This window comes from Paenibacillus sp. sgz302148, from assembly GCF_056120465.1.
This window is the reverse complement of the sequence record NZ_JBVYOJ010000001.1, coordinates 576502-599559: the sequence shown is the minus strand read 5'-3', so window position 1 is coordinate 599559 and position 23058 is coordinate 576502. Positions and strand designations below refer to the sequence as shown.

The 23058-nt window shown below is 46.6% G+C and carries 22 protein-coding genes; 14 read left to right on the top strand and 8 right to left on the bottom strand.

Annotated elements, in window-relative coordinates; all coding sequences use genetic code 11:
- Positions 1–7: 7 nt before the first annotated feature.
- From AC0LWM_RS02780 to sigV, 4 genes are all read right to left on the bottom strand, one after another.
- Positions 8–682 carry an ABC transporter ATP-binding protein gene (locus AC0LWM_RS02780; protein ID WP_474673367.1) on the bottom strand — a complete coding sequence of 225 codons (675 nt, stop codon included), beginning with the start codon at positions 680–682 and terminating at the stop codon, positions 8–10.
- A 1-nt stretch (position 683) separates the two neighbouring features.
- Positions 684–1715, bottom strand: a complete 1032-nt coding sequence (locus AC0LWM_RS02775; RefSeq protein WP_474673366.1) for an ABC transporter permease — start codon at positions 1713–1715, stop codon at positions 684–686.
- A 139-nt stretch (positions 1716–1854) separates the two neighbouring features.
- Complete coding sequence (rsiV, locus tag AC0LWM_RS02770; protein WP_474673365.1) at positions 1855–2727, bottom strand: anti-sigma-V factor RsiV; 873 nt, start codon at positions 2725–2727, stop codon at positions 1855–1857.
- A gap of 1 nt (position 2728) precedes the next feature.
- Positions 2729–3235, bottom strand: coding sequence for an RNA polymerase sigma factor SigV (gene sigV, locus AC0LWM_RS02765; RefSeq protein WP_474673364.1), 507 nt, complete (start codon positions 3233–3235; stop codon positions 2729–2731).
- A 171-nt stretch (positions 3236–3406) separates the two neighbouring features.
- On the opposite strand from sigV, the gene AC0LWM_RS02760 reads away from it, so the two are divergent.
- Together AC0LWM_RS02760 and AC0LWM_RS02755 are read left to right on the top strand one after the other, a co-directional pair.
- Positions 3407–5266, top strand: a complete 1860-nt coding sequence (locus AC0LWM_RS02760) for an acyltransferase family protein (protein WP_474673363.1) — start codon at positions 3407–3409, stop codon at positions 5264–5266.
- A gap of 97 nt (positions 5267–5363) precedes the next feature.
- Positions 5364–5702, top strand: a complete 339-nt coding sequence (locus AC0LWM_RS02755) for an ASCH domain-containing protein (RefSeq protein WP_474673362.1) — start codon at positions 5364–5366, stop codon at positions 5700–5702.
- 38 nt (positions 5703–5740) lie between these two features.
- Here the strand turns inward: AC0LWM_RS02755 and AC0LWM_RS02750 are convergent, their stop codons facing one another.
- From AC0LWM_RS02750 to AC0LWM_RS02735, 4 genes are read right to left on the bottom strand one after another with little or no spacing between them, the layout of a single operon-like run.
- Positions 5741–6511, bottom strand: coding sequence for a DUF817 domain-containing protein (locus tag AC0LWM_RS02750; protein ID WP_474673361.1), 771 nt, complete (start codon positions 6509–6511; stop codon positions 5741–5743).
- Between the two features lie 28 nt (positions 6512–6539).
- The gene (locus AC0LWM_RS02745; protein WP_474673360.1) at positions 6540–6752 is read right to left on the bottom strand and encodes a DUF3955 domain-containing protein; all 213 of its coding nucleotides are present in this window, start codon (positions 6750–6752) and stop codon (positions 6540–6542) included.
- A 24-nt stretch (positions 6753–6776) separates the two neighbouring features.
- Positions 6777–6992 (bottom strand): helix-turn-helix domain-containing protein, encoded by a 216-nt coding sequence (locus AC0LWM_RS02740; RefSeq protein WP_474673359.1) that lies wholly within the window; start codon positions 6990–6992, stop codon positions 6777–6779.
- A 9-nt stretch (positions 6993–7001) separates the two neighbouring features.
- Positions 7002–7481 carry a DUF2975 domain-containing protein gene (locus tag AC0LWM_RS02735; RefSeq protein WP_474673358.1) on the bottom strand — a complete coding sequence of 160 codons (480 nt, stop codon included), beginning with the start codon at positions 7479–7481 and terminating at the stop codon, positions 7002–7004.
- Positions 7482–7707: 226 nt separating this feature from the next.
- Here AC0LWM_RS02735 and AC0LWM_RS02730 point away from each other — a divergent pair, with 226 nt between their 5' ends.
- The 12 genes from AC0LWM_RS02730 (at position 7708) to AC0LWM_RS02675 (ending at position 23018) form a co-directional block, all read left to right on the top strand.
- The gene (locus tag AC0LWM_RS02730; RefSeq protein WP_474673542.1) at positions 7708–8607 is read left to right on the top strand and encodes an MFS transporter; all 900 of its coding nucleotides are present in this window, start codon (positions 7708–7710) and stop codon (positions 8605–8607) included.
- 244 nt (positions 8608–8851) lie between these two features.
- Positions 8852–10540 (top strand): type 2 periplasmic-binding domain-containing protein, encoded by a 1689-nt coding sequence (locus AC0LWM_RS02725; protein ID WP_474673357.1) that lies wholly within the window; start codon positions 8852–8854, stop codon positions 10538–10540.
- A 70-nt stretch (positions 10541–10610) separates the two neighbouring features.
- Positions 10611–11570 carry an ABC transporter permease gene (locus tag AC0LWM_RS02720; RefSeq protein ID WP_474673356.1) on the top strand — a complete coding sequence of 320 codons (960 nt, stop codon included), beginning with the start codon at positions 10611–10613 and terminating at the stop codon, positions 11568–11570.
- A gap of 16 nt (positions 11571–11586) precedes the next feature.
- Positions 11587–12483 carry a carbohydrate ABC transporter permease gene (locus AC0LWM_RS02715; RefSeq protein WP_474673355.1) on the top strand — a complete coding sequence of 299 codons (897 nt, stop codon included), beginning with the start codon at positions 11587–11589 and terminating at the stop codon, positions 12481–12483.
- Positions 12484–12564: 81 nt separating this feature from the next.
- Entirely contained in the window at positions 12565–14364 is a 1800-nt protein-coding gene (locus tag AC0LWM_RS02710; RefSeq protein ID WP_474673541.1) for a glycoside hydrolase family 36 protein, read from the top strand.
- The gene (locus tag AC0LWM_RS02705) at positions 14365–15729 is read left to right on the top strand and encodes a hypothetical protein (protein WP_474673354.1); all 1365 of its coding nucleotides are present in this window, start codon (positions 14365–14367) and stop codon (positions 15727–15729) included.
- A 14-nt stretch (positions 15730–15743) separates the two neighbouring features.
- The gene (locus tag AC0LWM_RS02700; protein WP_474673353.1) at positions 15744–16772 is read left to right on the top strand and encodes a LacI family DNA-binding transcriptional regulator; all 1029 of its coding nucleotides are present in this window, start codon (positions 15744–15746) and stop codon (positions 16770–16772) included.
- A gap of 150 nt (positions 16773–16922) precedes the next feature.
- Entirely contained in the window at positions 16923–17942 is a 1020-nt protein-coding gene (locus AC0LWM_RS02695; protein ID WP_474673352.1) for a LacI family DNA-binding transcriptional regulator, read from the top strand.
- A gap of 129 nt (positions 17943–18071) precedes the next feature.
- Positions 18072–19169, top strand: a complete 1098-nt coding sequence (locus AC0LWM_RS02690; RefSeq protein ID WP_474673351.1) for a GntR family transcriptional regulator — start codon at positions 18072–18074, stop codon at positions 19167–19169.
- A gap of 489 nt (positions 19170–19658) precedes the next feature.
- A complete protein-coding gene (locus AC0LWM_RS02685) occupies positions 19659–20354 on the top strand; it encodes an ABC transporter permease subunit (protein ID WP_474673350.1) in 696 nt (231 codons plus the stop codon).
- Positions 20355–20366: 12 nt separating this feature from the next.
- Entirely contained in the window at positions 20367–21257 is an 891-nt protein-coding gene (locus AC0LWM_RS02680) for a carbohydrate ABC transporter permease (protein WP_474673349.1), read from the top strand.
- 99 nt (positions 21258–21356) lie between these two features.
- Positions 21357–23018 (top strand): type 2 periplasmic-binding domain-containing protein, encoded by a 1662-nt coding sequence (locus tag AC0LWM_RS02675; protein WP_474673348.1) that lies wholly within the window; start codon positions 21357–21359, stop codon positions 23016–23018.
- Positions 23019–23058: the final 40 nt, after the last annotated feature.

The window sequence follows — 23058 nt, the reverse complement described above, 5'->3', positions numbered from 1 at the left end:
CTTCCCACTATACAATCAATCCATCCTTCATCGTAACGATTCGATCCGCATAAGGGAGCATTTCTTCATCGTGCGTAACCATCAGTGTTGTAATTTTTAATTTTTTGGTGAGATCGCGAATGAGCGTCATCACGTCTCTGGATCGCTTTGAGTCCAGACTCGCCGTCGGTTCATCCGCAAACAGGATTTTAGGTTTATGGATAATCGCGCGAGCGATAGCAACACGTTGCTTTTCTCCACCGGATAAAGAAGAAGGGTAAGCATGTTTCCGATGATCCATTTCCACCAACTTGAGAACGTTGGACACTTCTTCCTTCTGCTCGCGTTTGTTCATTTTGGACTCCGCCACGTTAAGCATGAGCATAAGCTGGTTTTCAACGGTAAGGAATGGTACCAGGTGAGCGGATTGAAAAACAAAGCCGAACTTGCTTGCGCGTAACTTTCGAATCTCCTCCTGCGTCATCGCGGTCATGTTGTTTCCGTCAAATTGCACCTTTCCGTCGGAAGCGCGTTGAAGGCCGGCGGCGATCGTAAGCAGCGTGCTTTTTCCGGAGCCGGAAGCACCCACGAGAGCTGTCAGTTCTCCTTCTTGCAAGACGAGGTTGATTCCGTTTAGCACTTGTTCCGAGACTTCGCCATTGGTAAAAGTTTTGGTAACTTCTTGTATTGTGAAGGTTGTCATATTACATGTCTCCTTGTTGAATAGCTTGTAGAGGCTCCACTTTTCTAATCTGCAGGCCAGAGAGTGTAGCGCCGACAAATCCGATGATTATGAATATAGCGGATAACATCATGGTCGCATCCAGCGTCAGACTGAACGGCATACCTTTCGGTGCGATCATGTTGAAGCCTTGGCTTAATACGACGGATAAGACTAATGAGATCAAGGTGATGAAGAACATTTGAAACCACATCATGCCGAAAAGCGTGCTCGTTTTCACACCGATTGCCTTCAAGATGCCGTATAAACCGATTTTCTGAACATTCATCATGTAGAAGAAAATTGCGAACAACAGGCCGCTAATGGCAATTAAGAACCAAATGATCATATTGAGGGACATGTTCTCTGCTTTATAGCTTGAGATGGTGTTCAGAAATTCATTATTTGTAAATGAATCCAACCCCGTAATCGAAGGCGTATCTTTTCCTGGGATAAACATTAGCTGCAATCCCTTTGTACGGTAGATCTCTTTATAGTTATCCATGTTAATAAAGGCGACAGGGGCGTGGCTGTACTTCTTTTGATCCACAAACTTAACGACTTTGAATTCACCGTTAAACTGATTATTCGTTAATACATCCCCGACTTTAATGCCGTCCTTCTCCAAGGAACGGTCGAGCACAATTTCCCCCGGAGCGACTTTTTCGAATAACGGGGAATCCGTCGAAGTCACGAACGCTACGGTATGCTGCTTGTCCTCTGCATCGTTCACAAAGCCCATCTGAATGGAAAACGCCGCGGCGTCCTGATGTTCCTTCAAAACTTGATCCTGTAAGTTTGGATCTATTTTGGAGAGATTATACGTTTTTTTTGCTTCGGTATTCATATAAAAATGCCCCTGGGGCAAATCCTTGATTAGGGCCGCATTATCTTGGGATAAACCGTTTGCCAATCCCGAGATGATAAACGTTAAAAAACTAACCAAAAAAATAATCGACCCTAATATGACAAACTTCACTTTGCTTTTCTTCATTTCTTTCCACGCCATATTCATGATGATTTCCTCCATTTCTCTTTGTACTGTCAGTGTAGGCTTGTACTATGAACGGAGTATGAACGGAACATTACATTTATGGCGGAATACAGCATATGGAAAAGGAAGCGGCCGTTGGGAGCCGCTTCCTTTTGTTATATTACTTCACATATTCATGACTAACCAATACATCGGACAGTACATTTGTTGGAATAATAAACTCGACAACGCCCATAAATCCGGGAGCGACCTCATATTTATCGAAAGAGATGACAAGCTTGCCGTCGTTATTGATATAAAAGCTTTGATCTTTTGAAATGGTTTCAAAATAATCGTTGACCGCATTAGGTACTCCGGCAACCCAATAAAATTGATCCGGATCGTCTTTCATTTGTTTTATCATTTGCTCCTTGATATTGTCGCTGATCATCTTGATATAGCGATCATCTTTAAATAAACTAGGCAAAGTGATCAAAACTTGATCTTTCTTGTCGATCGTATCGTATTTCATCGTTGTCGAGGATGATCCGACCGTATTGACAACATATCTGCCTACGGAGAGTATGCGATCGTTGTCGGTTTTTACGACATATCGGCTATCTATTCCTAAGTGGCCTCCGCCGCTTTGCTTTAAACTCTCCATGTCTGCCATGAAGTCACTGTATAGTTTTTTACTTTCTTCAAGATATTTTTGATTCAAAGCATGCTCTAAAGACTTATTTTCTAAATTCGTAATGGCGGGCACTTCAATATTAGCATTAAAGGTTCCATCGTCAACTTTATATTCTCTAAACGTAAGTACCTGAACGAGCTTTCCGACTAACGGCACTTCGGATAGAGCATATGCAAAAGCAGGACTCGTATTAATTCCGATTACGAGTGCCATGGCGGCTGCGCCAACTCCAACAAACCATTTAGTTTTGAAAATGCCTTTCTTTCTTTGCTTTAAGGCTTTTTTCACGATGAAATCCAATTCATTCGGAATAGGAATATCCATATATTGCTTTTTCATTTGCTCCAGTTTTTCGTCCATATTATTTTCCCTCCTCCGCCGACTCATCATTCATTTTAACCCGTAATATTCGCAGCGCTTGATATAACCGTGTTTTTACAGTACTCAGATTTTCCTCTAATACCTCCGCAATTTCTTCTAATTTTAAATCTTCAAAATATCGAAGCACAATGGCGGTTCGATAGATGGGCGGCAAATCATCCAATGCCTTCTCCAAATCGATATTCGGATAAACATCATCATTTGCCGGATGAAAAGCTTCTAGCGTACTTTCATCTACTACCTGAATTTTCTTTTGTTTTCTCAAGAAATCCAACGATGTATTGACAACGATTCGATAAAACCAGCTCTTCACCGATTCGGTGTTTTTTAGTTTTTCAAGTGATACAAAAGCTTTATGGATGGAATCCTGAACAATATCGAGTGCATCTTCAGGATTCTTTACATAACTGTATGCTAATCGATAAACGTTTTCTTTATGATCCGTTATACATTGAACTAGCAAGTTTTCTAATTTCTTATTGTTCATATGATGCAGAAACTCCTTATTTGCCGCCTGTATTGATTGTCCGCTTCAGTAAGACGTGCGAGCTTCTTAAAAAGTTTGGTCATTGCTTCAACCAATTATTTCATTTTCTCGAACAAACTTTTTCACATATGTCACACGTCATGCTAGCGTAAATCAATTCATGATGAGGGAATGAGAACATTGAAAGACAACTTGAATTCATTGCATAGTGGCGATAAAAGAGGGCATCCGCTTGGGCATTTACCTGGAAAAGGGCGTTACATGCCGGGATTGGACGGACTCAGGGCACTTTCTGTCGTAGCGGTTATCGCTTATCATCTCGACTTGAAATGGGCGCCGGGGGGACTCTTGGGGGTAGGAGTTTTCTTCGTTTTATCCGGTTATCTCATTACGGATCAGATCATCGCGCAGTGGAAACGAAATAACAGAAAGTTTAGTCTTAAAGATTTTTGGTTAAGACGAGCTCGAAGGTTGCTGCCGGCCATGTTCGCAATGCTGGCTTTTGTAGCGCTTTGGCTCATCTTATTCGATAGCTCCCGACTGGCGGCATTGCAGGGAGACTTTATTTCTGCGGCGCTATATTTCAATAACTGGTGGCTCATTTTTCACAAAGTATCCTATTTCGAAAGCTTTGGTCCCCCTTCTCCTATCGGGCATCTTTGGTCTTTGGCCATCGAGGAGCAGTTTTATCTCATTTGGCCGATCGTTCTCATAATCCTGTTGCGCATTGTGCCGCAAAGGGGCAAGATCTTCTTGCTCGCGCTTATAGGCGCAGCCGTTTCGGCACTAGCCATGGCGCTCATTTACGATCCGGGTACCGATCCGAGTCGAGTATACTACGGTACGGATACGAGAGTTTTTGCTCTGTTGATCGGATCTGCTCTTGCCGCCATATGGCCGAGTCAGACTATGACCGAAAAAATATCCCGCAAAGCTCGAAATGTCTTAGATCTGACCGGAGGGACCGGCCTTTTCATCATCGTTTACATGATATGGCGAACGAATGAGTATGAAGATTCTCTTTATTACGGCGGATTCGTATTGTTATCGATTATTTCTGCGATTGTTATCGCTGTATTGGCCCATCCCGCGAGTCGACTCGCGAGGATTATGGGTTGCAAACCTTTGAGATGGATCGGCCGGCTCTCCTACAGCCTGTATATCTGGCATTATCCTGTCATCGTCTTAACAAGCCCTGCTGGAGCAACCGATACATCGGACGGCTTTCGAATCTTTCTGCAATTAGGAGCTAGTGTACTCCTGGCCATATTATCATGGAAATATATCGAGAAACCTATACGCAATGGCCAGTTTAAAAATTTATGGAGGCAAAAAACGATGAAACCGCGTTTTAAAATTCGACATTTGCTAGTCATCTTCGTAATCCCAATCCTGCTGTTGACGATATCCTGCTCGAAGAATGCAGATAAGCCGGCTCCAGTCCAAGCGGCACCAGCGACTGAAAACCATAAAGAGGGTATCGACTCCAATACAACAGCAAATCCTAAAGATGAGGATCATTCTAAACTATCGAATAAACCATCCGAGAAAAAAATGGGTAAAGGCGTTACGGCAATAGGCGATTCCGTGATCCTTGACGCCGCGCCGTACTTGGAAAAAAACTTACCGGGCATTGTGGTCGACGGCAAGGTAGGCAGACAAATGTCTCAAGCGCAAAAAGTAGTCGATAAACTCAAGGCGAATGGGAATCTTGGCAGCCGAGTCATCATTGAGCTAGGCACGAATGGGCCTTTTAACTCCAAACAATTACGAGAATTACTTTCCTCGCTCAGCGATGTTCAGCAAATTGTGTTGGTGAATACTCGGGTTCCGAAAAAATGGCAAGATACGGTGAATTCAGCGCTCGAGAAAGCAGCTGCAGATTTTCCGAATGCAACGCTAGTAGACTGGTATTCTTCAAGCGAAGGTAAAGATTCGTACTTCACCCCCGACGGTGTTCATCTTCAAAAGAAAGGGGCGGAATTCTACGCCGCACTTGTAGCTGAAGCCGTTCAACAAGAGGAGCCTTAAGGTATGTGATTGTGGAGTTTGTAATTTTCCGTTCATATCCCGTTCATATTACTTTTCTACAATATCGGGGAAATATAAATTGAAAGGAGTCGTTATGATGCACGAAACATTGCCGCCTAAAACTTGTTCCATTGATCGTTTGGTTACAGTTGAAGAAGATGTCGCCAAGGTGTTAAGCGGAGCCAAAACGGCAACTCGGCGAAACGGCCGGTACGCCGACCCTGGCGAAGTAATGGAACTTGACGGAAAAAAATTCGAAGTATATAACGTATATCAGCAAAAATTAGGGGAAATGTCCGACGATGATGCAAGAAGAGAAGGGTTCCCCGAAATGGAATCGTACAAAACGTATATTTTATCTATGCATCAAGGCATGCCTTGGGTTCCCCAAGCTAAAGTCTGGGTGCACGAATTCCGCGAGATCGATGGAAACTGAATAAGGTCAAAAAGAGGGGATACCGGCATAGGTATCCCCTATGTTTTGTTCCGCCCCGCCTTCACGTATTTCAATTGCGCCACGATAATGACGCTAATGATGACGAGCAGAAACCAAGAGCTGATTTTGCCGAAGCCGACGAGCCTCCATGCTTCATGCTGGTCCGGATATTTCCAGGCACCGAAAAAGGTTGCAATGTTTTCCCCCAGCCAAATGAAAAAGCCGACGAGCAGAAAAGCTACCGTTAGCGGCATCCGGTATGTTTTACCGCGTACGGTGTACCAAATCCGGGTTTTCCAAAAAACGACCGCCACGAGCGCCATGAGGGTCCAGCGAAAATCCGGGATGTAATGATGGGTGAAAAAATTTCCGTAAATCGCGGCCCCAAGCATGACGGCAGGCATCAAGCCCGGCCAGCTGGTCATATCCATTTGCAGCCGTCGCCACACTTGACACATGTAACTTGCCACGCTTGCATACATAAAACCGCTATATAGCGGGACGCCGAACCATTTCGTATACCCCTCTTCGGGATAAGACCAAGAGCCCATATGTACTTTATACAGCTCTAGCATCAAACCGATGATATGAAACAAGCAAATGACTTTGATTTCGTCAAGCGTCTCCAGCCGGCTGCGATACATCAAGTATTGTACGGCAATCAGCGCGAGCAGAATGAGATCGTATCGATGGATAAACGGTGCGTCAAGCCATTTGGATACAGCCAACGCTCCGAATATCGCCACAGGGAATATGCAGCTCATCGCTTGTTGGTAACCGAAATGAAGCAATTGCAGGAAAGATCGCATGTACACCTCTCCTTGTACAAAATTCCCTCTAAGTTGTTTTTTTGCGGATATGAAATAATGACGCGCTGACCGCGATTCCAATCATGATACCGATAGCAACAAATAAGTAACCAAGTGGTATGAGATAAAAAGGTTCTCTCAGAGCACCGTCCGGAGTGACTTCTGATCCGATGATGTTGTAGGCGATTAAACAACCGATTCCTAAAACAAATGAGATTACAGCAAAAAGATATTTTTTCATATCAGGCAACCCCCTTGTGATTCGTTAGTTTGCAGCATCTTTTGAATACTCCAGTATATCCCCTGGTTGGCAATCCAGAACCTCGCATATTTTTTCTAAAGTCGAAAAGCGAACCGCCTTCGCTTTGCCGTTTTTCAGAATGGAAAGGTTCGCCATCGTGATTCCGACTTTTTCGGAAAGCTCCGTGACGCTCATTTTTCTTTTTGCCAACATAACATCGATATTGATGACGATTGCCATCGGATCACCTCAAACCGTCAAATCATTTTCTGTTTTGATTTCAAGTGCGTTCCTTAACAGTTCCTGGAGAACGGCTGCAAAAAGTACGACCGCGGAAGCGGCAAACATAATGATTGCGCCCGCAATGGCAACGAAAGAATGTAAGACATCTAGGACTCCGAGGAGTGTAAGGCCTATTGCATATAAGATGATGATCGTACGAGCGCATTGTTTAATAGATTTCAACGATTTTACGGCTAATTCAGAAAAAGCATCGTTTCTTTCAATAAGATTTATTAGCTTTAAAGCTTGATAGAGAGCAACAAAAAACGGTATCGCCGTAATATAGACACCAATAAGCATAGGGTATCTTAAACCAACGTACTTCGAATTGACGAGTCCAATGTTAGTTGCCAACCACGGCAACCAGAACACACCCAGTATAAGAGCGGTTATACCGAAAATGCCAAGCCATAGTTTCAAAAAAGAAGTTGTTTTTCCGCGACCCATAAAGCACCTCACCATGTAATTCTGGATATAGAATATCATGTGTTTTATCGTTTTGCAATAAATTTTTAATGATTACTAATACATATTTATCACGAATCAGAATAACACAGCTTCGGTTTGGGGAAGAATCAGAATTATTGATTATTTTAGTAAAATAAATTAATATGTTTTAGTAAAATATATGGAATTGGTTAAGAAGAGAAAGAGGCGATGGAAAAATTAATGGATATGGATACTTAACGCGATCGCAGTCATAGGCTGTCCAAACGAAGAACAGCGGGCGGTCAACGTCATGTTCGTTTCGCAGAACGTTGGGATGGCGATCGGCGCGGCTGTCGGAGGTTTTGTCGCCAGCTTGTCGTATCAGGGGGCGTTTCTAGGCAATGCGTTGTTGTATTTGGTATTTTTGGCGCTATTCGTCGCCCTCGTCTATGAGAAGCGACGCAGTCACAATACCCAGCAGAACAAGGAGAGAGAGGTGGATACGGCGAACCCGCGTTTATGGCTTGCCGTCATCCTGACTTGTATCGGTTTCGCCGTTTCCTGGTTGTGTTATTCACAATGGGCGGCGATCGTTCCGCTTCATTCGAAGGCGAACGGCATCTCCTTTTCGCTCTACAGCTTGCTGTGGACGATCAACGGGGGGCTTATTCTTGTTTCTTATCCGCTGAAGGAGCTGCTCGTAAGGCGATACAGCTGGTCCCCGCTTGCACAAATCTTGCTGGGTACGGTGTTTTTTACCGCTGGCCTGATGACGGTTGGCTTCTCCGCGTCGTACTGGCAATTTGCGCTGGCCATGATCGTGACGACATGCGGCGAAGTGTTTGTTTTTCCGGCGGTGCCGGCATGGATGGTTGAACATGCGAAGGACGGGGCAAAAGGTCGAATGCTCGGTACGTTCGCCGCGGCATCCACGGTAGGGCGGATGCTCGGGCCTTTGGCGGGAGGCTTTGTATATGAACGGTTGCCCGGCCACCCAATATTTACGATGGCGTCGCTTGTCTGCTTTGTAACTCTATGGAACTATTGGTTCGCGGCCGGACTGCTGAACCCCCGGAACCGGCCACAATTCCATTTGGTTCGAGGAGTTCCAAAAGAGAAGACCGTCGATTCGTCACATATTTAGTTCGATGTTTAGTAAATAAGCAAGGATAAACACAATAAAATGTCTTGAACAATAAAATCATCGGTGGTAAAATGATGTTGATTAAATTTACTAAATGTTAACGCTTTATATCGATGTTAATTTAGTAAATTATTTAAACTACTCTGAGGTGGTGAGATAAGAACTCCAAACTGGATGATAAGTATCAAACAATTTTTCTCTTTAAGATCGTTATGTAAGCGAATTCATTGAGGAGGGTCATTTTATGAAAAAAAGTTGGGTAGTACTCTTGGCCATCGTTCTTGCATTAACGACGCTCGCGGGCTGCGGCAGCGATAACAAATCGGATACCGGAACCGAAGGCGCGAAGGAACAAACGGATAATCCATCGGACGGCGGTCAGAAGACGGAAAAGAAAGTGAACGAATTCAATTGGGAAGTACCTGAACAAACGATTGAAATCAATTTTTATTCCGGTCAAGACAATCCCGATAACGTGAACAAGTATCAAGCGGAGCTTCAAAAATACATCCTGGACAAATTCAACGTGAAGCTGAACAATATCGTGTACGATGTGGACAAAAAAGAAAAGCTCAACCTGATGCTGGTCAGCGGCGACTATCCGGAGGTCATCACCAACCTGAGCGAGTCCGAAGCGCAGCAATGGATCAGTCAGGGCAAAGCCGTCGAAATCGGCCAATACATCGATCAATACGGTGCGAACATTAAAAGCCAATTGGAGACATGGTTCAAGTCGTATACTCAAGAAGACGGCAAGCTATACATGCTGCCGAAATATTGGGGACTGCTCCCGATTCCCGACAACTCGGCCCATATTCGTAACGACTGGTATACGGCCATGGGATCGCCGGCTTTCGAAACGCCCGAGCAATACTATGAAATCTTGAAGCAGATGCAAGCCGCCCACCCGACGAACAGCAAAGGCGAGAAAACGTATGCGCTTTCAAGCGTGGCGCCTGTTACGTCGAATATGGTGCCGACGCTTGCCGGCATGTACGGTCTGCAAAATGGCTACAAGGTCAGCCCGGAAGGCGACATGACGCATTGGGTCAATACGCCGGAAGGCCTCGAGCTCACGAAATTCGTCAACCGAATTTATCGCGACGGATTGCTCGATCCGGATATGTTCCTCAACAAGTTCGACGAATGGAAAGCGAAGTTTTCGTCCGAGCGCATTATGGGCCACATCGGTCCATGGTGGCAGTCGTGGAACGCGGGCCATGAAGTATGGCAGAAGACGAATAAGGATTGGAAAGATGATCAGCGTTACGTACAAGTGAAATTAAAAGCGGCCGGCGCGGAAAAAGCTTATTTGTCTCCGAAAAACGCTCGCGGCGGATCGTTTACGATCATTACGGACAAAGCAAAAGACCCAGAAAGTATTGTCAAGTGGATGAACTTCTCCATCACCGATATCGGTACTCGTTTGATCGGATGGGGGGCTCCGAACCAAGCGGATTCGGTTTGGAAATATGAGAACGGCAAGTGGAGCTGGGTGGAAGAAGCGAAAAAGGCAATCGTCGACGCAACGTGGGACTACGCCAAATCGGATATGCTGGGCCAAGGCTACCTAATGCTTGTCGAAGGCCAAGGCACGATGAAGGACGACGGCCGAAGCACGTTATGGTTCGACCAAAACTTCAACGACGAAGCCAAATGGAAAAAGATCATGAACGACAACTTGAAAGATACGATCTACGACAACTCGATGGGTTCGATTACGATCCCGGCGAACGATCCGCTTCTCATGACGCAGCAGCAAATCAACGATCAAATCGAAACGTTGTGGGCGAAAGCGGTTACGAGCAAGACGGAAGACGAAATGACGAAAAATTTCAACGACATGAAGGATAAATTGAACAGCTCCGGCCTGCACGACATCGAAAAATACAGATCGGACGTTTATAAATCGCGTATGGCTTCCTGGAAATAATGCAAGGAAACGGGAGGAAGAATTCTCTTCCTCTCGTTCGAAATTTTGATGAAGAAAGCGGGTGGCTTATGTGAGCTCCGAAGTCGCGCATGCGCAAGTATCGACCCAACCCAAGTCCAAGTTCCAGCTTCTCAAGCGGCAAATCTACAAGGAACGCCAGCTTTGGCTGATCTGCATTCCGATGATCATATGGGTGATCATTTTTAGCTATCTTCCGATGTATGGAATCGTCATCGCATTTATGAAATACATTCCCGGAAAGCCGATGTTCGACAGCCAGTGGGTCGGATTTCTGCATTTTAAAACCTTTTTCAACTCCCCGGATGTTTGGAACATCCTCCGCAACACGCTTGCAATCAGCGGGTTAGGCATCGTATTCGGCTTTATGGCTCCTATTGTGCTTGCTTTGCTGCTTAATGAATTGCGATTGAGGGTATTTAAACGCGTCGTTCAGACGATCTCGTATTTGCCGCATTTTATTTCTTGGGTCGTCGTGGCCAGCATTTTGTTTGCTCTTCTGGGCAATGAAGGATTTATCAACGACATGCTGCTGCGGCTTGGCGTGATTGACCAGCCAATTTCGTTTCTCGGCGAAGGGAAGTATTTCTGGGGGCTGCTCACGACAACGAATATTTGGAAGGATGTCGGTTGGGCGACGATTATTTATTTGTCCGCGATTGCCGGCGTCGATTCCGAGCAGTACGATGCGGGCAAGGTGGACGGCTTGGGCCGGTTCGGCATGGTGTGGCATATTACGCTGCCAAGCATTCGTCCGACCATCGTATTGTTGTTTATTTTAGGGCTCGGCGGCATATTGAACGCGGGCTTCGAGCAGCAGTTGCTGATCGGCAACGCGCAAACGAGGGAGTATCACGAGGTTATCGATACGTATGCGTACAAATACGGGATTCAGCTTGGCAATTATTCGTATGGCGCAGCGATCGGACTCATGAAAAGCATCATCGGTTTGGTGCTCGTGCTCAGCGCAAACCGAATCAGCAAAAAAGCTCTGGACACTTCGATTTTATAGGGAGGTGAAAAATGGCATGAGTCATGCGATGTTGAAACCAACGATAGGCAGCCGTATTTTCGATACGTTCAACGTTGTGTTTATGTTGGTGTTTACGTTTTTTATGGTGTACCCGTTTATCAATTTGCTGGCGCTTTCCTTCAATGACGGGGTGGACGCCGCCAGAGGAGGCATTTATTTTTTTCCTCGCGTATTTTCGCTTGATTCGTACCAGTTTTTGTTCCAAAACGACAAGCTGTATTCGGGATTGTGGATTTCCCTTCTGCGCGTTGTCGTCGGGACGGTCACCTGCGTATTCATGACCGGTCTTCTTGCTTACGTCGTCACGATTCGCAGCTTCTCCGGCAGAAAATTTATACGCGTGCTGTTTCTGATTACGATGTATTTCGGCGGCGGATTGATTCCGACATATTTGCTGATGGTTCAGCTTGGGTTGATCAATACGTTCAACGTGTACTGGATACCCGGTCTTCTGAACGCGTATTACATGCTGCTCATGGCATCTTACATGCAAGGCTTGCCGGAATCTCTGTTCGAGTCCGCACGGATTGACGGAGCATCCGAGCTGAAAATTTACGCCAAGGTCGTCATTCCGATTTCGATGCCGGTGTTCGCGGCGATCGCCGTATTCAGCTCGGTCGGCCACTGGAATTCCTGGTTTGACGTCATTCTGTACAATTCGAACGGTAAATGGGATACTTTGCAGGTGTATTTGCGCAAGCTGCTGCTAGAGGTCGAAGCGCTTCAGCAAATACAGGACGCGCAGGTCGCTTATTCGAAATACCGTAATATTTCCAGCTCCACGCTTCGGGCCGCAGTGACCATGGTTGTAACGCTGCCGATCATATGCGTGTATCCGTTCTTCCAAAGATATTTCGTCAGCGGTATTACGCTTGGCGCGGTGAAAGGGTAATGGGCCGAGCGATCAAGCAAGTCATTCATAAGTAGATCAACGAGATCAGGACAGGAAAGGGAGGAACTGCTGGTGACTGCGATGAATAACGCGAAAAATAAAGAGATGAATCAGCTCAATACCGAAACCTATCAATTCGAAATATCGGGAGACTCCCGGTTTCGTACAACATTATATTCCGAATCGATCGACGAAGGCGTCGAATTGCTGCATATTCGGATGGAGGCGGACGCACCCGTCCAGCCTGGAGAAACGGAAATCGTATGGCATGTTCCGGCGATCGACATTCACGGCTACTGGCATCCCGCCGCATACCGCAATAGGCGGCTTCATGTGGATTGGGAGCGCGGGCTCGTTTCGAAAGCGACGTATTCCGCCCCGGTAGGCTGTTTATTCAACGTGCAAGGCCGCAATCGGTTGACCTTCGCTTACTCGGACGCGCTCAATGCGGTCCAAATGTCGGCCGGTGTCCATGAGGAAACATCGGTGTTCAAATGCGCGGTAAAGCTGTTCACGGAGCCGATGGCGCCGATCCAAACGTATGAAGCCGTGATCCGGCTTGATGCAAGAGACTTGCCGTATCACCAAAGTCTCGATGAGGTGCAGCGGTGGTGGGCATCCCTGCCGGGCTACGAGCCTGCTCCCGTGCCGGACGCGGCGAAGCTGCCGGTGTACTCCACCTGGTACAGCTTCCATCAACAGCTGGACCCGGCGCAAATCGAGGAGCAATGCCGACTGGCCAAAAGCCTCGGATGCGACATGGTCATCGTGGACGACGGATGGCAAACGTCCGATAACGCGAGAGGGTACGCGTATTGCGGGGACTGGCTTGTCTGCGAGGACAAAATCCCGGATATGCGGGCGCATGTCGACCGCGTTCATGCTATTGGATTAAAGTATATGTTATGGTACTCCGTACCGTTCGTCGGGAAAAAAAGCGATGCATGGCATCGGTTCGAACATAAATTGTTAACCGTATTCGAAAATCTTGGCGCCGGCGTCCTTGATCCAAGGTATCCGGATGTGCGCGAATATACGATCGGCCTCTACGAGAAGGCCGTTCGCGAGTGGGACTTGGACGGCTTTAAGCTTGATTTTGTCGACAGCTTTTATGCGACGGAAGAGACGAAGGACAAGAAAGACCCCGAGATGGACTACGCTTCCGTGCCGGAAGCCGTCGATCGGCTGCTAAGCGACGTCCTGTCGCGGCTTACGGCGATCAAACCGGACATTATGATCGAATTCCGGCAAAATTATATCGGCCCGCTGATGAAAAAATACGGCAACATGCTCCGCGCCACCGACTGCCCGAACGATGCGGTCGAAAACCGGATCCGCACGATCGACATCAGGCTGCTGAGCGGCGAAACCGCGGTTCATTCCGATATGATCATGTGGAATCCGAAGGAGCCGACGGAAAGCGCTGCATTGCAGCTGATCAACATTTTGTTCTCCGTTCCGCAAATTTCGGTGAAGCTGGATCAAATCCCGAAAGAGCATGCGCAGATGGTATCCTACTGGCTGGCGTTCTGGCGCGAGCATCGGGACGCACTGATTGACGGCAAACTGACGCCGGTGCGGCCGGATTCGCTATATCCGCTTGTCAGCGCGGAAACGGCGGAGAAACGAATTGTTTGCGCATACGAAGATATCGTTGTAAATCCGGGCGATAACATACCGGAAACGCTCATCGTCGTGAACGGTACGTTGAATCCGCGCCTCGTTCTGGAGCTGAACGAGGATATCGGCACGGCGGCGGTCGAAATCCGCAATAGCTGCGGAGAACTGGTCGATAATCGGACGATGAGCTTAACGGCCGGCATTCACCGGGTTCAAGTGCCCGGGACCGGCCTTATCTCGATCAAGAAGGGAGCCATCTGATTGAAGACGCATCGCATCGGCCATCTCGATTTCGAATCGTCCAGCGCGGCGCTGAACGAAGCCTTCGTATGGGCCAAACAGCAAGCGTTGTCGTACGCGCATTGGGACGATCCGGTCGGACCGTGGTACGAGGCTTCTTTGCCGGGGCGGGACGCCTTCTGCATGCGCGATATCGCGCATCAGAGCACGGGCGCCCATTTGCTCGGGCTGCAGGCGCATAACAAGAACATGCTGAGCCAATTTGCGAAGCATATTACGAGCGGGAGGGACTGGTGCTCCTATTGGGAAATTACGAAGGACGGCCTGCCTGCTCCCGTGGATTATACGGACGACAGTGATTTCTGGTATAACCTGCCCGCCAACTTCGATCTGATCGATTGCTGCTTGCGGCAATATCATTGGACCTCGGACAAGGACTATATTCAGGAGCCGGCGATGGTTCAATTTTATCACCGCTCGGTAACGGATTACATCGAACGGTGGGATAAAGACAAGGACGGGTTGCCTGAGCATTACGACTTCTATGGCCGCAGAGGCATCGCCTCCTACGTGGAAGACGGCATGCATCCGCTCGTGGCCGGCGATCTGGTGGCTGCGTTGTACGCCGGGTACAAAGCGTATGCGGAGATCCAGCAAATTCGCGGTTACGAGGGCTTACGCGAGAAGTTCGCGGCCAAAGCCGCCGAGCTGCGCCTTATGTACAACCAATCATGGTGGAACGAGCAGACGGGACGCTACAACGGGGCGATACTCCAGGACCGTTCGTTCCATACCGGCTATTACGCGTCCGCACAATATCTTCCGCTGCAATTCGGACTTGTCGAAGAAGGCGTCAGGCTGAATTCGGCATTGCTGGACGTTGTCCGGCACGGGGGAAATAACGTTGAAGAACGGTCTTATTTAGCCGAAATCTTCTATAACTACGGATTGCCTGAAGTCGCATATTCGCAGCTGCTCCAGCTTTCGAGCCGGGATACGCCAAGACGTGAATACCCCGAAGTATCGTATAGCGTCGTCTCTTCGTTAATATCCGGAATGATGGGGGTCGCTCCGGTCGTGACCGGCAAAGTGCTGGCAACGTTGCCGCGTTTAAGTCCCGTCTCTTGGGCTTCAGCCAAGCATATTCCGGTATGGAACAACGAAGTTCATTTGTCGCATAACGGCCATCATGAAAGCGTCTTGGAAAATGCAGCCGGGCCGGCCTTCGTTTGGGAAGCCCGGTTTCCGGGAGAATGCGGCATAATCAACGTCGATGGAACGAGCTTGGAAGCAAATGTGAAGCAAGTTCCCGGCTTCGGGCCGGTCAGTTGGATCCGTCTGGATGTCGAGCCGGGACAAAAAATAAACGTGCGGGCTGCGAAATAGTTCGGCGGAATGGTGTGATTGTTATTGCTACGATAAAAGAAATCGCCAAGATTGCGCAGGTATCCAGTGCGACGGTTTCGCGCGTGCTGAGCAAGGACATATCTTTTCATGTCCCCGAAGAGACGAGACAAAAAATTATTGAAGTTGCCAAGTCCATGAATTATCGCAAAAAAGCGAATCGCAAACGAACGGATTTGGATGACGTGCGAGATTGGAAGCTTGGGTTAATTTTCTGGTGCTCCGAGCAATTCGAATTTGCCGATCCGTTTTATATGACCATTCGGCAAGGGATTGAAAAAGAATGCGCCAAACAGGAGATATCCATTCACAAAGTGTTCCGATGGATCGACGATGCAAGCCCGAACCTGGACTTCACCGGATTAGACGGGGTTATCGTCGTCGGGAAAGTCGATGTGCAGCTGATAAAATTGGCCGATTCGGAGGTTCCAGTCGTATTTATTGACCATCATTGCTCCGACCGCTATGATTCGGTCCAATTCGACGGCGCATGCGCAGCGACGTGTGCGGTGGAGCATTTGCTGCAGCTCGGGCATAAACGTATCGGTTACATTGGAGGAACGAGCTATATCCGTATGGCCGAGGGCATCCGGTATTTTGAAGACGAGCGGCAAAAAGTGTACGTTTCGCTCATGGAAGAACGCGGATTGTATCATCAAGACCGAATGTTTATCGGAGATTGGGGAGCCGATGAAGGTTATAGGCTGATGAAAGAGGCGATCCGGAAAGGCAACTTGCCGGAGGCGTTTTTTATCGCCAGCGATCCGATGGCCTTCGGCGCTTTGCGCGCACTCGACGAATCGGGCATTAAAGTGCCGGAGCAAACGGCGATCGTCAGCATCGACGGCATCGATATTTCACAGTATGTCAGCCCGCCGCTGACGACGGTCAAAGTGTTTACCGAAGAGATGGGGATCACGGCGGTGAAGCTGCTGGTCGATCGGCTGCTTGGCAGAGAAGTTCCGCTAACCGTCACGGTATCCACGAAGCTGATCATCCGCAATAGCTGCGGGGCTTTACTTTAAATATCCGCTGCAGGCATCCTTCATGGGTGCCTGCAGTTTTTTTATCACTTTGTGGGGTTGAGTCAAACTGGCGGTTTCGTTGCACATTGCCGATATAACTGATAAAGTATTTACTAAATTATCAGCGCGTGTTAGAGAAGGAGTGGCAAAGTGGCAACCATTAAGGACATCGCGGAAAAAGCAGGCGTTTCCAGCGCAACGGTATCGCGCGTATTAAACAACGACTATTCGCTCCAAGTCACGGAGGACACCAGGCTGCGGATCGTCGAGGTTGCGAAGGATCTTGGCTACCATAAAAGAGGCGGTCGTTCCAAAAACAAGCTTGAAACGGCTGCTCCCGAGTGGAACGCGGGACTTGTCATTTGGTGCACGGAGGAGCAAGAGTATTCCGATCCGTACTTCCTGTCCATCCGGCAAGGCATCGAACGGGAGTGCGCCAAGCACGGCATCAACGTGACGAAAAAATACCGGCTCATGGAAACGGTTGACATGAACGACTCCAATCAGCTGGACGGCTTGTTCGTAATCGGCAAAGTGCATATGGAGCTGCTTCAGACGCTGACTCGGGTGAAAACGATCGTCTCCATCGACTATAAGTTGGACGAGAGCCACGATTCCGTCATGTTCGATCTTCGAAAGGCGACGAGACAGGCGATGGCCCATTTGCTACAGCTCGGGCATCGCAGAATCGGCTACATCGGAGGCATCAGCTATGTACGAAAAGCCGAAGGAAAAGTATACAACATCGACGAACGCCAGCTCGAATTTGAAGCAATCATGAAGGAGAAAGAACTATTCGACTCCTCTCTCGTTTTCACCGGAGATTGGCGAACGGAAGCGGGGTACCAGCTGATGCAGCAAGCATTGAAGCTGGAGGATAGGCCTACCGCATTCCTGATCGGGAGCGACCCGATGGCCATCGCCGCGCTGAAAGCCATTAGCGAATCCGGGCTGCAAGTGCCTAGCGATATAGCGATCGTAAGCTTCGACGATATCCCGATCGCGTCATTCGTGACGCCTACGCTGACGACGATCAAAGTATTCAGCGAGGAAATGGGGGCTACCGCCGTGAAGCTGATGGTCGACCGATTTAAAGGACGCGAGGTGCCCCTGCACGTCACGATCCCGACGAAGCTGATCGTTAGAAAAAGCTGCGGTGCCGATATTTGATTGCGCGGCGCCAAATGACGGTTGCTCTGACTGCTTCTTTTTCACATTCTTCTTGTATCAAAAAACTTGACACAGATAGTGCAGGTGGCTAAAGTAAAATATAATGACATTAGTTGAGGAGAATGTGGATTGGCAGTTAAGTATATGGTTATAAAGGATGATATCAAAAAAAGATTGATGAACGGGGAATGGACCGAAGGCCAGCGACTTCCGTCCAGCAGAGAGTTTTCTCAATATTACGATTCCAGCGTGAATACGGTGGAGAAAGCGATTAAAGAGTTATCGGAGGAAGGCTGGCTCGTCCGAGATAGCCGTAGAGGAACTTTCGCGGATAAAAGGAAGGTTACGCATCAAGACCGTACGCGGCTTGTGGCTGCTTTCGTTATAGGCATCGAAAACCCCCTGTGGTCGGCCGCTCTTAGGGGGGCTGAAGATATACTGTATTTGCGGGGCTATCAACTATTAACCTCAAGCGATGATCGTGATTACAAAAAGTTGGAGTTCCTCGTTAAAGGGGCGGTAGCAAGGAAAGTGGAAGGGGTCATATTAAGTCCGTTCATGAGCCAAGGGCATGAAGATATTAATAATCGCCTATTCTCCTTGCTTCAAGATAACGGAATCAAAATCGTGTTTTTGGATCGAATGATATCAAACATGAATATTCCGTATGTAACCAGTGATAATATCGCTGGAGCATATAATTTAACAAAGCTGTTGCTTGATCAAGGACATCGCCGCATATTGTTTATCAGAAATTCGAATGTGAGTACGATGACGGAACGTCTTTTCGGGTTTAAACAAGCTTTTATCGATTCCGGTCTAGAATATTCGGAGAAGTTCGATGTGATCATTCCAACGGAGTTGGAGGATTTCTCGGGCGAATTTGAGGCTTATTGCAATGTTTTTGAACAGAAAATGAGACAAATGAGTTTTACGGCTGTATTTACGGCAAACGATCAGATCGCGGAAGCTGCAATTCGTTCTTTCGAAAAATTGAACTATAGCATACCTGAAGATGTATCGCTAGTAACATACGATGCTGGGAATTTAAATCGTAAAGTAAATCGAAATGTAACGGGCGTGTCACAACCCTTCTATGAAATGGGGCAATGTGCCGCCCAAAAATTGCTCAGCATGATTGAAGATAATGAAGATCAGCATAATTTCGGACAAGTATGCAAATCCACAATTTATATAGGGGACTCAGTTATCCCTGTTTTATCCTAAGTCCCTATTTTTATCTTTCATAGAGTCAACTCGTGTTTTTCTTCGACACGGGTTCTTTTTGTTTTCCGATTATCATAAACTGTATCATTAATTGTGTTAAATAATGATCAAAAACCAAGCATTTTGTGAATAAATTATTGACACAGATATATGTCTGCTGTATTGTGTTTTTATACGATTCGGATATATGAACCAAAGTTGTAAGCGCTAACTTGGGTGAAAATCAATCAGTCAGGTGTGGAGCATATTTACAGGAGGGGGAAGTGAGTTTTTGTGTTAAGTTTACGTCGGTTATCGGCAAAGTGTTGGAATCAACGGTATTTGTTTTTAATGGTATTGCCAGGTTTTTTAATTGTATTGGTATTCAGCTATTTCCCTATGTACGGGATTCAGATTGCGTTCAAGAAATATAGTGCGGCGCGAGGGATTTGGGACAGTAACTGGGTAGGGTTTAAGTACTTCGTCCAATTTTTTAAAGATCCGACCGCATTGAGAGTTCTTAAAAATACTTTATTGCTGGGCCTCTACTCTTTGTTCTGGAGTTTCCCGGCTCCGATTATCCTTGCATTGCTGTTCAATGAACTCAAAAATTCCGTCTTCAAAAAAGTGGTGCAGACGATATCGTATTTGCCGCATTTTATATCGACCGTCATCATTGTGGGCATGATTCGAACATTCACGGAGCGGGAAGGCGTGTTTAACAAAATTGCTTCCTGGTTTGGCGTCGATCCTATCGTGTTCCTCTCGGAACCAAGCTGGTTCAGGACCCTATTCATTGGTACGGGCATATGGCAGGGGATCGGTTTCGGCACCATATTATACTTGGCGGCTTTAAGCGGTGTTGATCCTACCTTATATGACGTTGCGAGCATCGATGGAGCAAGCCGTTGGAAGAAAGTACTGCATATCAATTGGCCTCATATCAAATCGACGACGATTATTTTACTTATATTTTCGATTAGCGGCATTTTGGGTACGGATTTCCAGAAGGTTCTATTGCTGTACAATCCGGATACTTATGAGGTTGCTGATGTTATCGGTACATATTTATACCGTGAAGGCATTATGGGAGCAAGGTTTGAATATACGACGGCTATTGGGCTCTTTATGTCTTTAATTGCCTTTATACTGCTTGTCAGTGCCAACAAATTAAGCCGTAAATTGTCGGATACGAGTATTTGGTAGGGGGTGTCGAATATGGTAGGTAGAGAGAATTTAGGTTCGAGAATGTTCGACCTCGTCAATATATTCCTCATGTTGCTTCTATGCGTGACCATGTTATACCCATTTCTAAACGTGATTGCGGTTTCATTAAGTAATTCGGAACATATTCTTAAAGGCGATATTACGATTTTTCCAAAAGGCTTTAACATAAGCGCTTATCAATATGTGTTTCAAGATTCATTTCTGTATTCAGGGTACGTTCATTCCATCCTTTATGCGGCTGGATCCACCCTTTTTATGCTGACGTTTACGTCGCTCATGGCGTATCCACTTACGATTACGGATTTCATGGCCAAAAAATTTCTTTCGATTGTCCTGGTCATTACGATGTTTTTTGGAGGCGGGCTAATTCCGACTTACTTGCTGATGCGGAGCCTTCGCTTGCTTGATACTTACTGGGTCATGGTCATTCCCGGTTGTGTATCGGCCTTTAATGTTTTCTTATTTAGATCATTTTACCATTCCATCCCTTCCGATTTGCGTGAATCGGCTGTCATTGACGGCGCAAATGATGTACAAATTTTATTTAAAATTTATTTGCCGCTTTCCAAACCTCTTCTGGCAACCTTTGCTCTGTTTGGTATTGTTGGGAGCTGGAACAGTTGGTTTGAAGCGCTGATCTACTTGAGTGACGAGAACAAGTATCCACTGCAGTTAATCCTTAGAAAATATTTGTTCACGATGTCCTTCGACTCCGGATCCGGAACGGCAGCCATGCAGGCGATGCTCATGCAAATGAAGATGGATCCCAAAAATATTCAAATGGCGATTATTGTTATTGCGATGTTTCCGATCATGGTCATTTATCCGTTTCTCCAGAAATATTTTGTCAAAGGCGTCATGATTGGAGCGATTAAAGGTTAGTCATCAAAGGTAAGTGACGGGCAACTGAGAGGAGGAGATGCCGGTAAAATTACTAAAAGCTTTATCGTAAAAGATAAATAAATTGATGGAGGGGTAACAATGAAACAGCGTGTCAAATTAACATCATTGATTCTCGCAGTTATACTCGTCATGGGAGCTATTTTTACGGGATGCAGCTCAGACTCCAACACAGAAAAAACGACAGACAACGAACAATCGCCGCAAACGGGCGGAACACTCAGTTTGTCCGTAACTTTACCATCATTCGGTGCCAAAATTGAAGACTCCATGGTACATAAGGAATGGGTTAAACAGATGGAGTCGCTGATGGGCAAGAAGCTTGACATCAAATACAATTATATTCCAATCAGCGAATATAGCGAAAAAAGCAAGCTGTTGCTTGCCAGCGGCGACACGACGGATTTGTTCGTACTCATGAGTAAAGACATCTTTACGCAGTATGAAGGTGATGACTCATTTCTAGATTTAAGCGAGTATAAAGACCTTCTGCCTAACTATATGAACTTAATCAATCAAGCGCCGAACGGCAATATTAAGGCCGTAAGATCTGATGGAAAGTTTTATGGGTTAATGGGTGTCGGACTTCCAAGACAGGCGAAAGATAAAGGAATGGGCGTATATACCCCGGCGGCCTATCGATATGATATATTGGAAAAGAACGGTATCGAAATTCCGAAAACATTGGATGAGCTGTACAGCGCCGCAAAAAAGTTAAAAGAGCTGTATCCGGGTTCTTTCCCGATTAATACGCAGTGGAACTCTTTCGATTCGCTCTTCCTGGCTAACCACACCCAGGGTCCGAATATTTATTGGAACGGCGAAAAATATATTTATGGACCAACGGAAGAATCCTATAAAGAAGCGCTGCAATTTGCGAATAAGCTATACACGGATAAACTGCTGGATCCTGAAGTATTCTCGGATAACGACGATGCGCTTAAGAAAAAGATAATGAACGGCACGAATTTTATTTTGCTGCAAAACTGGTTTAACTTTGCCGGGGACTGGAATCGTACCGCTACGGGCGGTGAAAAATTTGCGATCTCATTATTCCCGGACAACCCGAAATACGGAAAAGCGTGGCAGAGCATAAGTGACTTCAGTAACATCGATATTAACACAAGTCAAGTTGTGGTTGTTAATCCGAAGTCGAAGAACGTGAAAGAGTTGGTGAAGTTATTAGATTTGCAGTACAAGCCGGAAATCATTGAATTGGTTACTTGGGGGATTGAAGGCACTACATTTACACGCGATTCCAGCGGCAGACCGACCTTTGTCGATTCCATCAAGAAAGCGGCGAATCCTTGGACGGAAGGCGATAAATATGGAATGAGGGCGAGCAGCTCCTATCGTCCCGGATTCCAAATGGGAATCGATACATGGGCATTCGTTGATTTTGCGCCAATGGATCCTGGCTACGTGGACGGAAAACTCGTTGAGAAACCGTGGGAAACCGCTTTTGCCGACATGCCGTTCCCTAACGATTATACTCCTCCTTGGGTCAACGAGCCTTTCCTTGAATTCACGGATGATGAAAAAGAACAGATTACTTCGAACTTGTCGCCAATTAAAACGTACGTAGCCGAAATGCAAAATAAATTTATTAATGGCAAAGAAAGCTTCGACAACTGGTCGGCCTTCCAGGATAAGATTAAAAAAACAGGCGATCTGGATAAAGTGCTGCTGATCTACAATGATGCACTGAAGCGATATCAAGAAAGAAGCGCAGCAGCTAAATAAATGAAATGACTTTTAGCTCGCTATATCCCTTCCATGGGAA

Excerpts from the sequence above, each read along its gene's own strand:
- AC0LWM_RS02780 (WP_474673367.1), bottom strand. The coding sequence starts at position 682 with ATGACAACCTTCACAATACAAGAAGTTACCAAAACTTTTACCAATGGC.
- AC0LWM_RS02775 (WP_474673366.1), bottom strand. The coding sequence starts at position 1,715 with ATGAATATGGCGTGGAAAGAAATGAAGAAAAGCAAAGTGAAGTTTGTC.
- rsiV (WP_474673365.1), bottom strand. The coding sequence starts at position 2,727 with ATGGACGAAAAACTGGAGCAAATGAAAAAGCAATATATGGATATTCCT.
- sigV (WP_474673364.1), bottom strand. The coding sequence starts at position 3,235 with ATGAACAATAAGAAATTAGAAAACTTGCTAGTTCAATGTATAACGGAT.
- AC0LWM_RS02760 (WP_474673363.1), top strand. The coding sequence starts at position 3,407 with ATGAGAACATTGAAAGACAACTTGAATTCATTGCATAGTGGCGATAAA.
- AC0LWM_RS02755 (WP_474673362.1), top strand. The coding sequence starts at position 5,364 with ATGCACGAAACATTGCCGCCTAAAACTTGTTCCATTGATCGTTTGGTT.
- AC0LWM_RS02750 (WP_474673361.1), bottom strand. The coding sequence starts at position 6,511 with ATGCGATCTTTCCTGCAATTGCTTCATTTCGGTTACCAACAAGCGATG.
- AC0LWM_RS02745 (WP_474673360.1), bottom strand. The coding sequence starts at position 6,752 with ATGAAAAAATATCTTTTTGCTGTAATCTCATTTGTTTTAGGAATCGGT.
- AC0LWM_RS02740 (WP_474673359.1), bottom strand. The coding sequence starts at position 6,992 with ATGGCAATCGTCATCAATATCGATGTTATGTTGGCAAAAAGAAAAATG.
- AC0LWM_RS02735 (WP_474673358.1), bottom strand. The coding sequence starts at position 7,481 with ATGGGTCGCGGAAAAACAACTTCTTTTTTGAAACTATGGCTTGGCATT.
- AC0LWM_RS02725 (WP_474673357.1), top strand. The coding sequence starts at position 8,852 with ATGAAAAAAAGTTGGGTAGTACTCTTGGCCATCGTTCTTGCATTAACG.
- AC0LWM_RS02715 (WP_474673355.1), top strand. The coding sequence starts at position 11,587 with ATGAGTCATGCGATGTTGAAACCAACGATAGGCAGCCGTATTTTCGAT.
- AC0LWM_RS02710 (WP_474673541.1), top strand. The coding sequence starts at position 12,565 with ATGAATAACGCGAAAAATAAAGAGATGAATCAGCTCAATACCGAAACC.
- AC0LWM_RS02680 (WP_474673349.1), top strand. The coding sequence starts at position 20,367 with ATGGTAGGTAGAGAGAATTTAGGTTCGAGAATGTTCGACCTCGTCAAT.
- AC0LWM_RS02675 (WP_474673348.1), top strand. The coding sequence starts at position 21,357 with ATGAAACAGCGTGTCAAATTAACATCATTGATTCTCGCAGTTATACTC.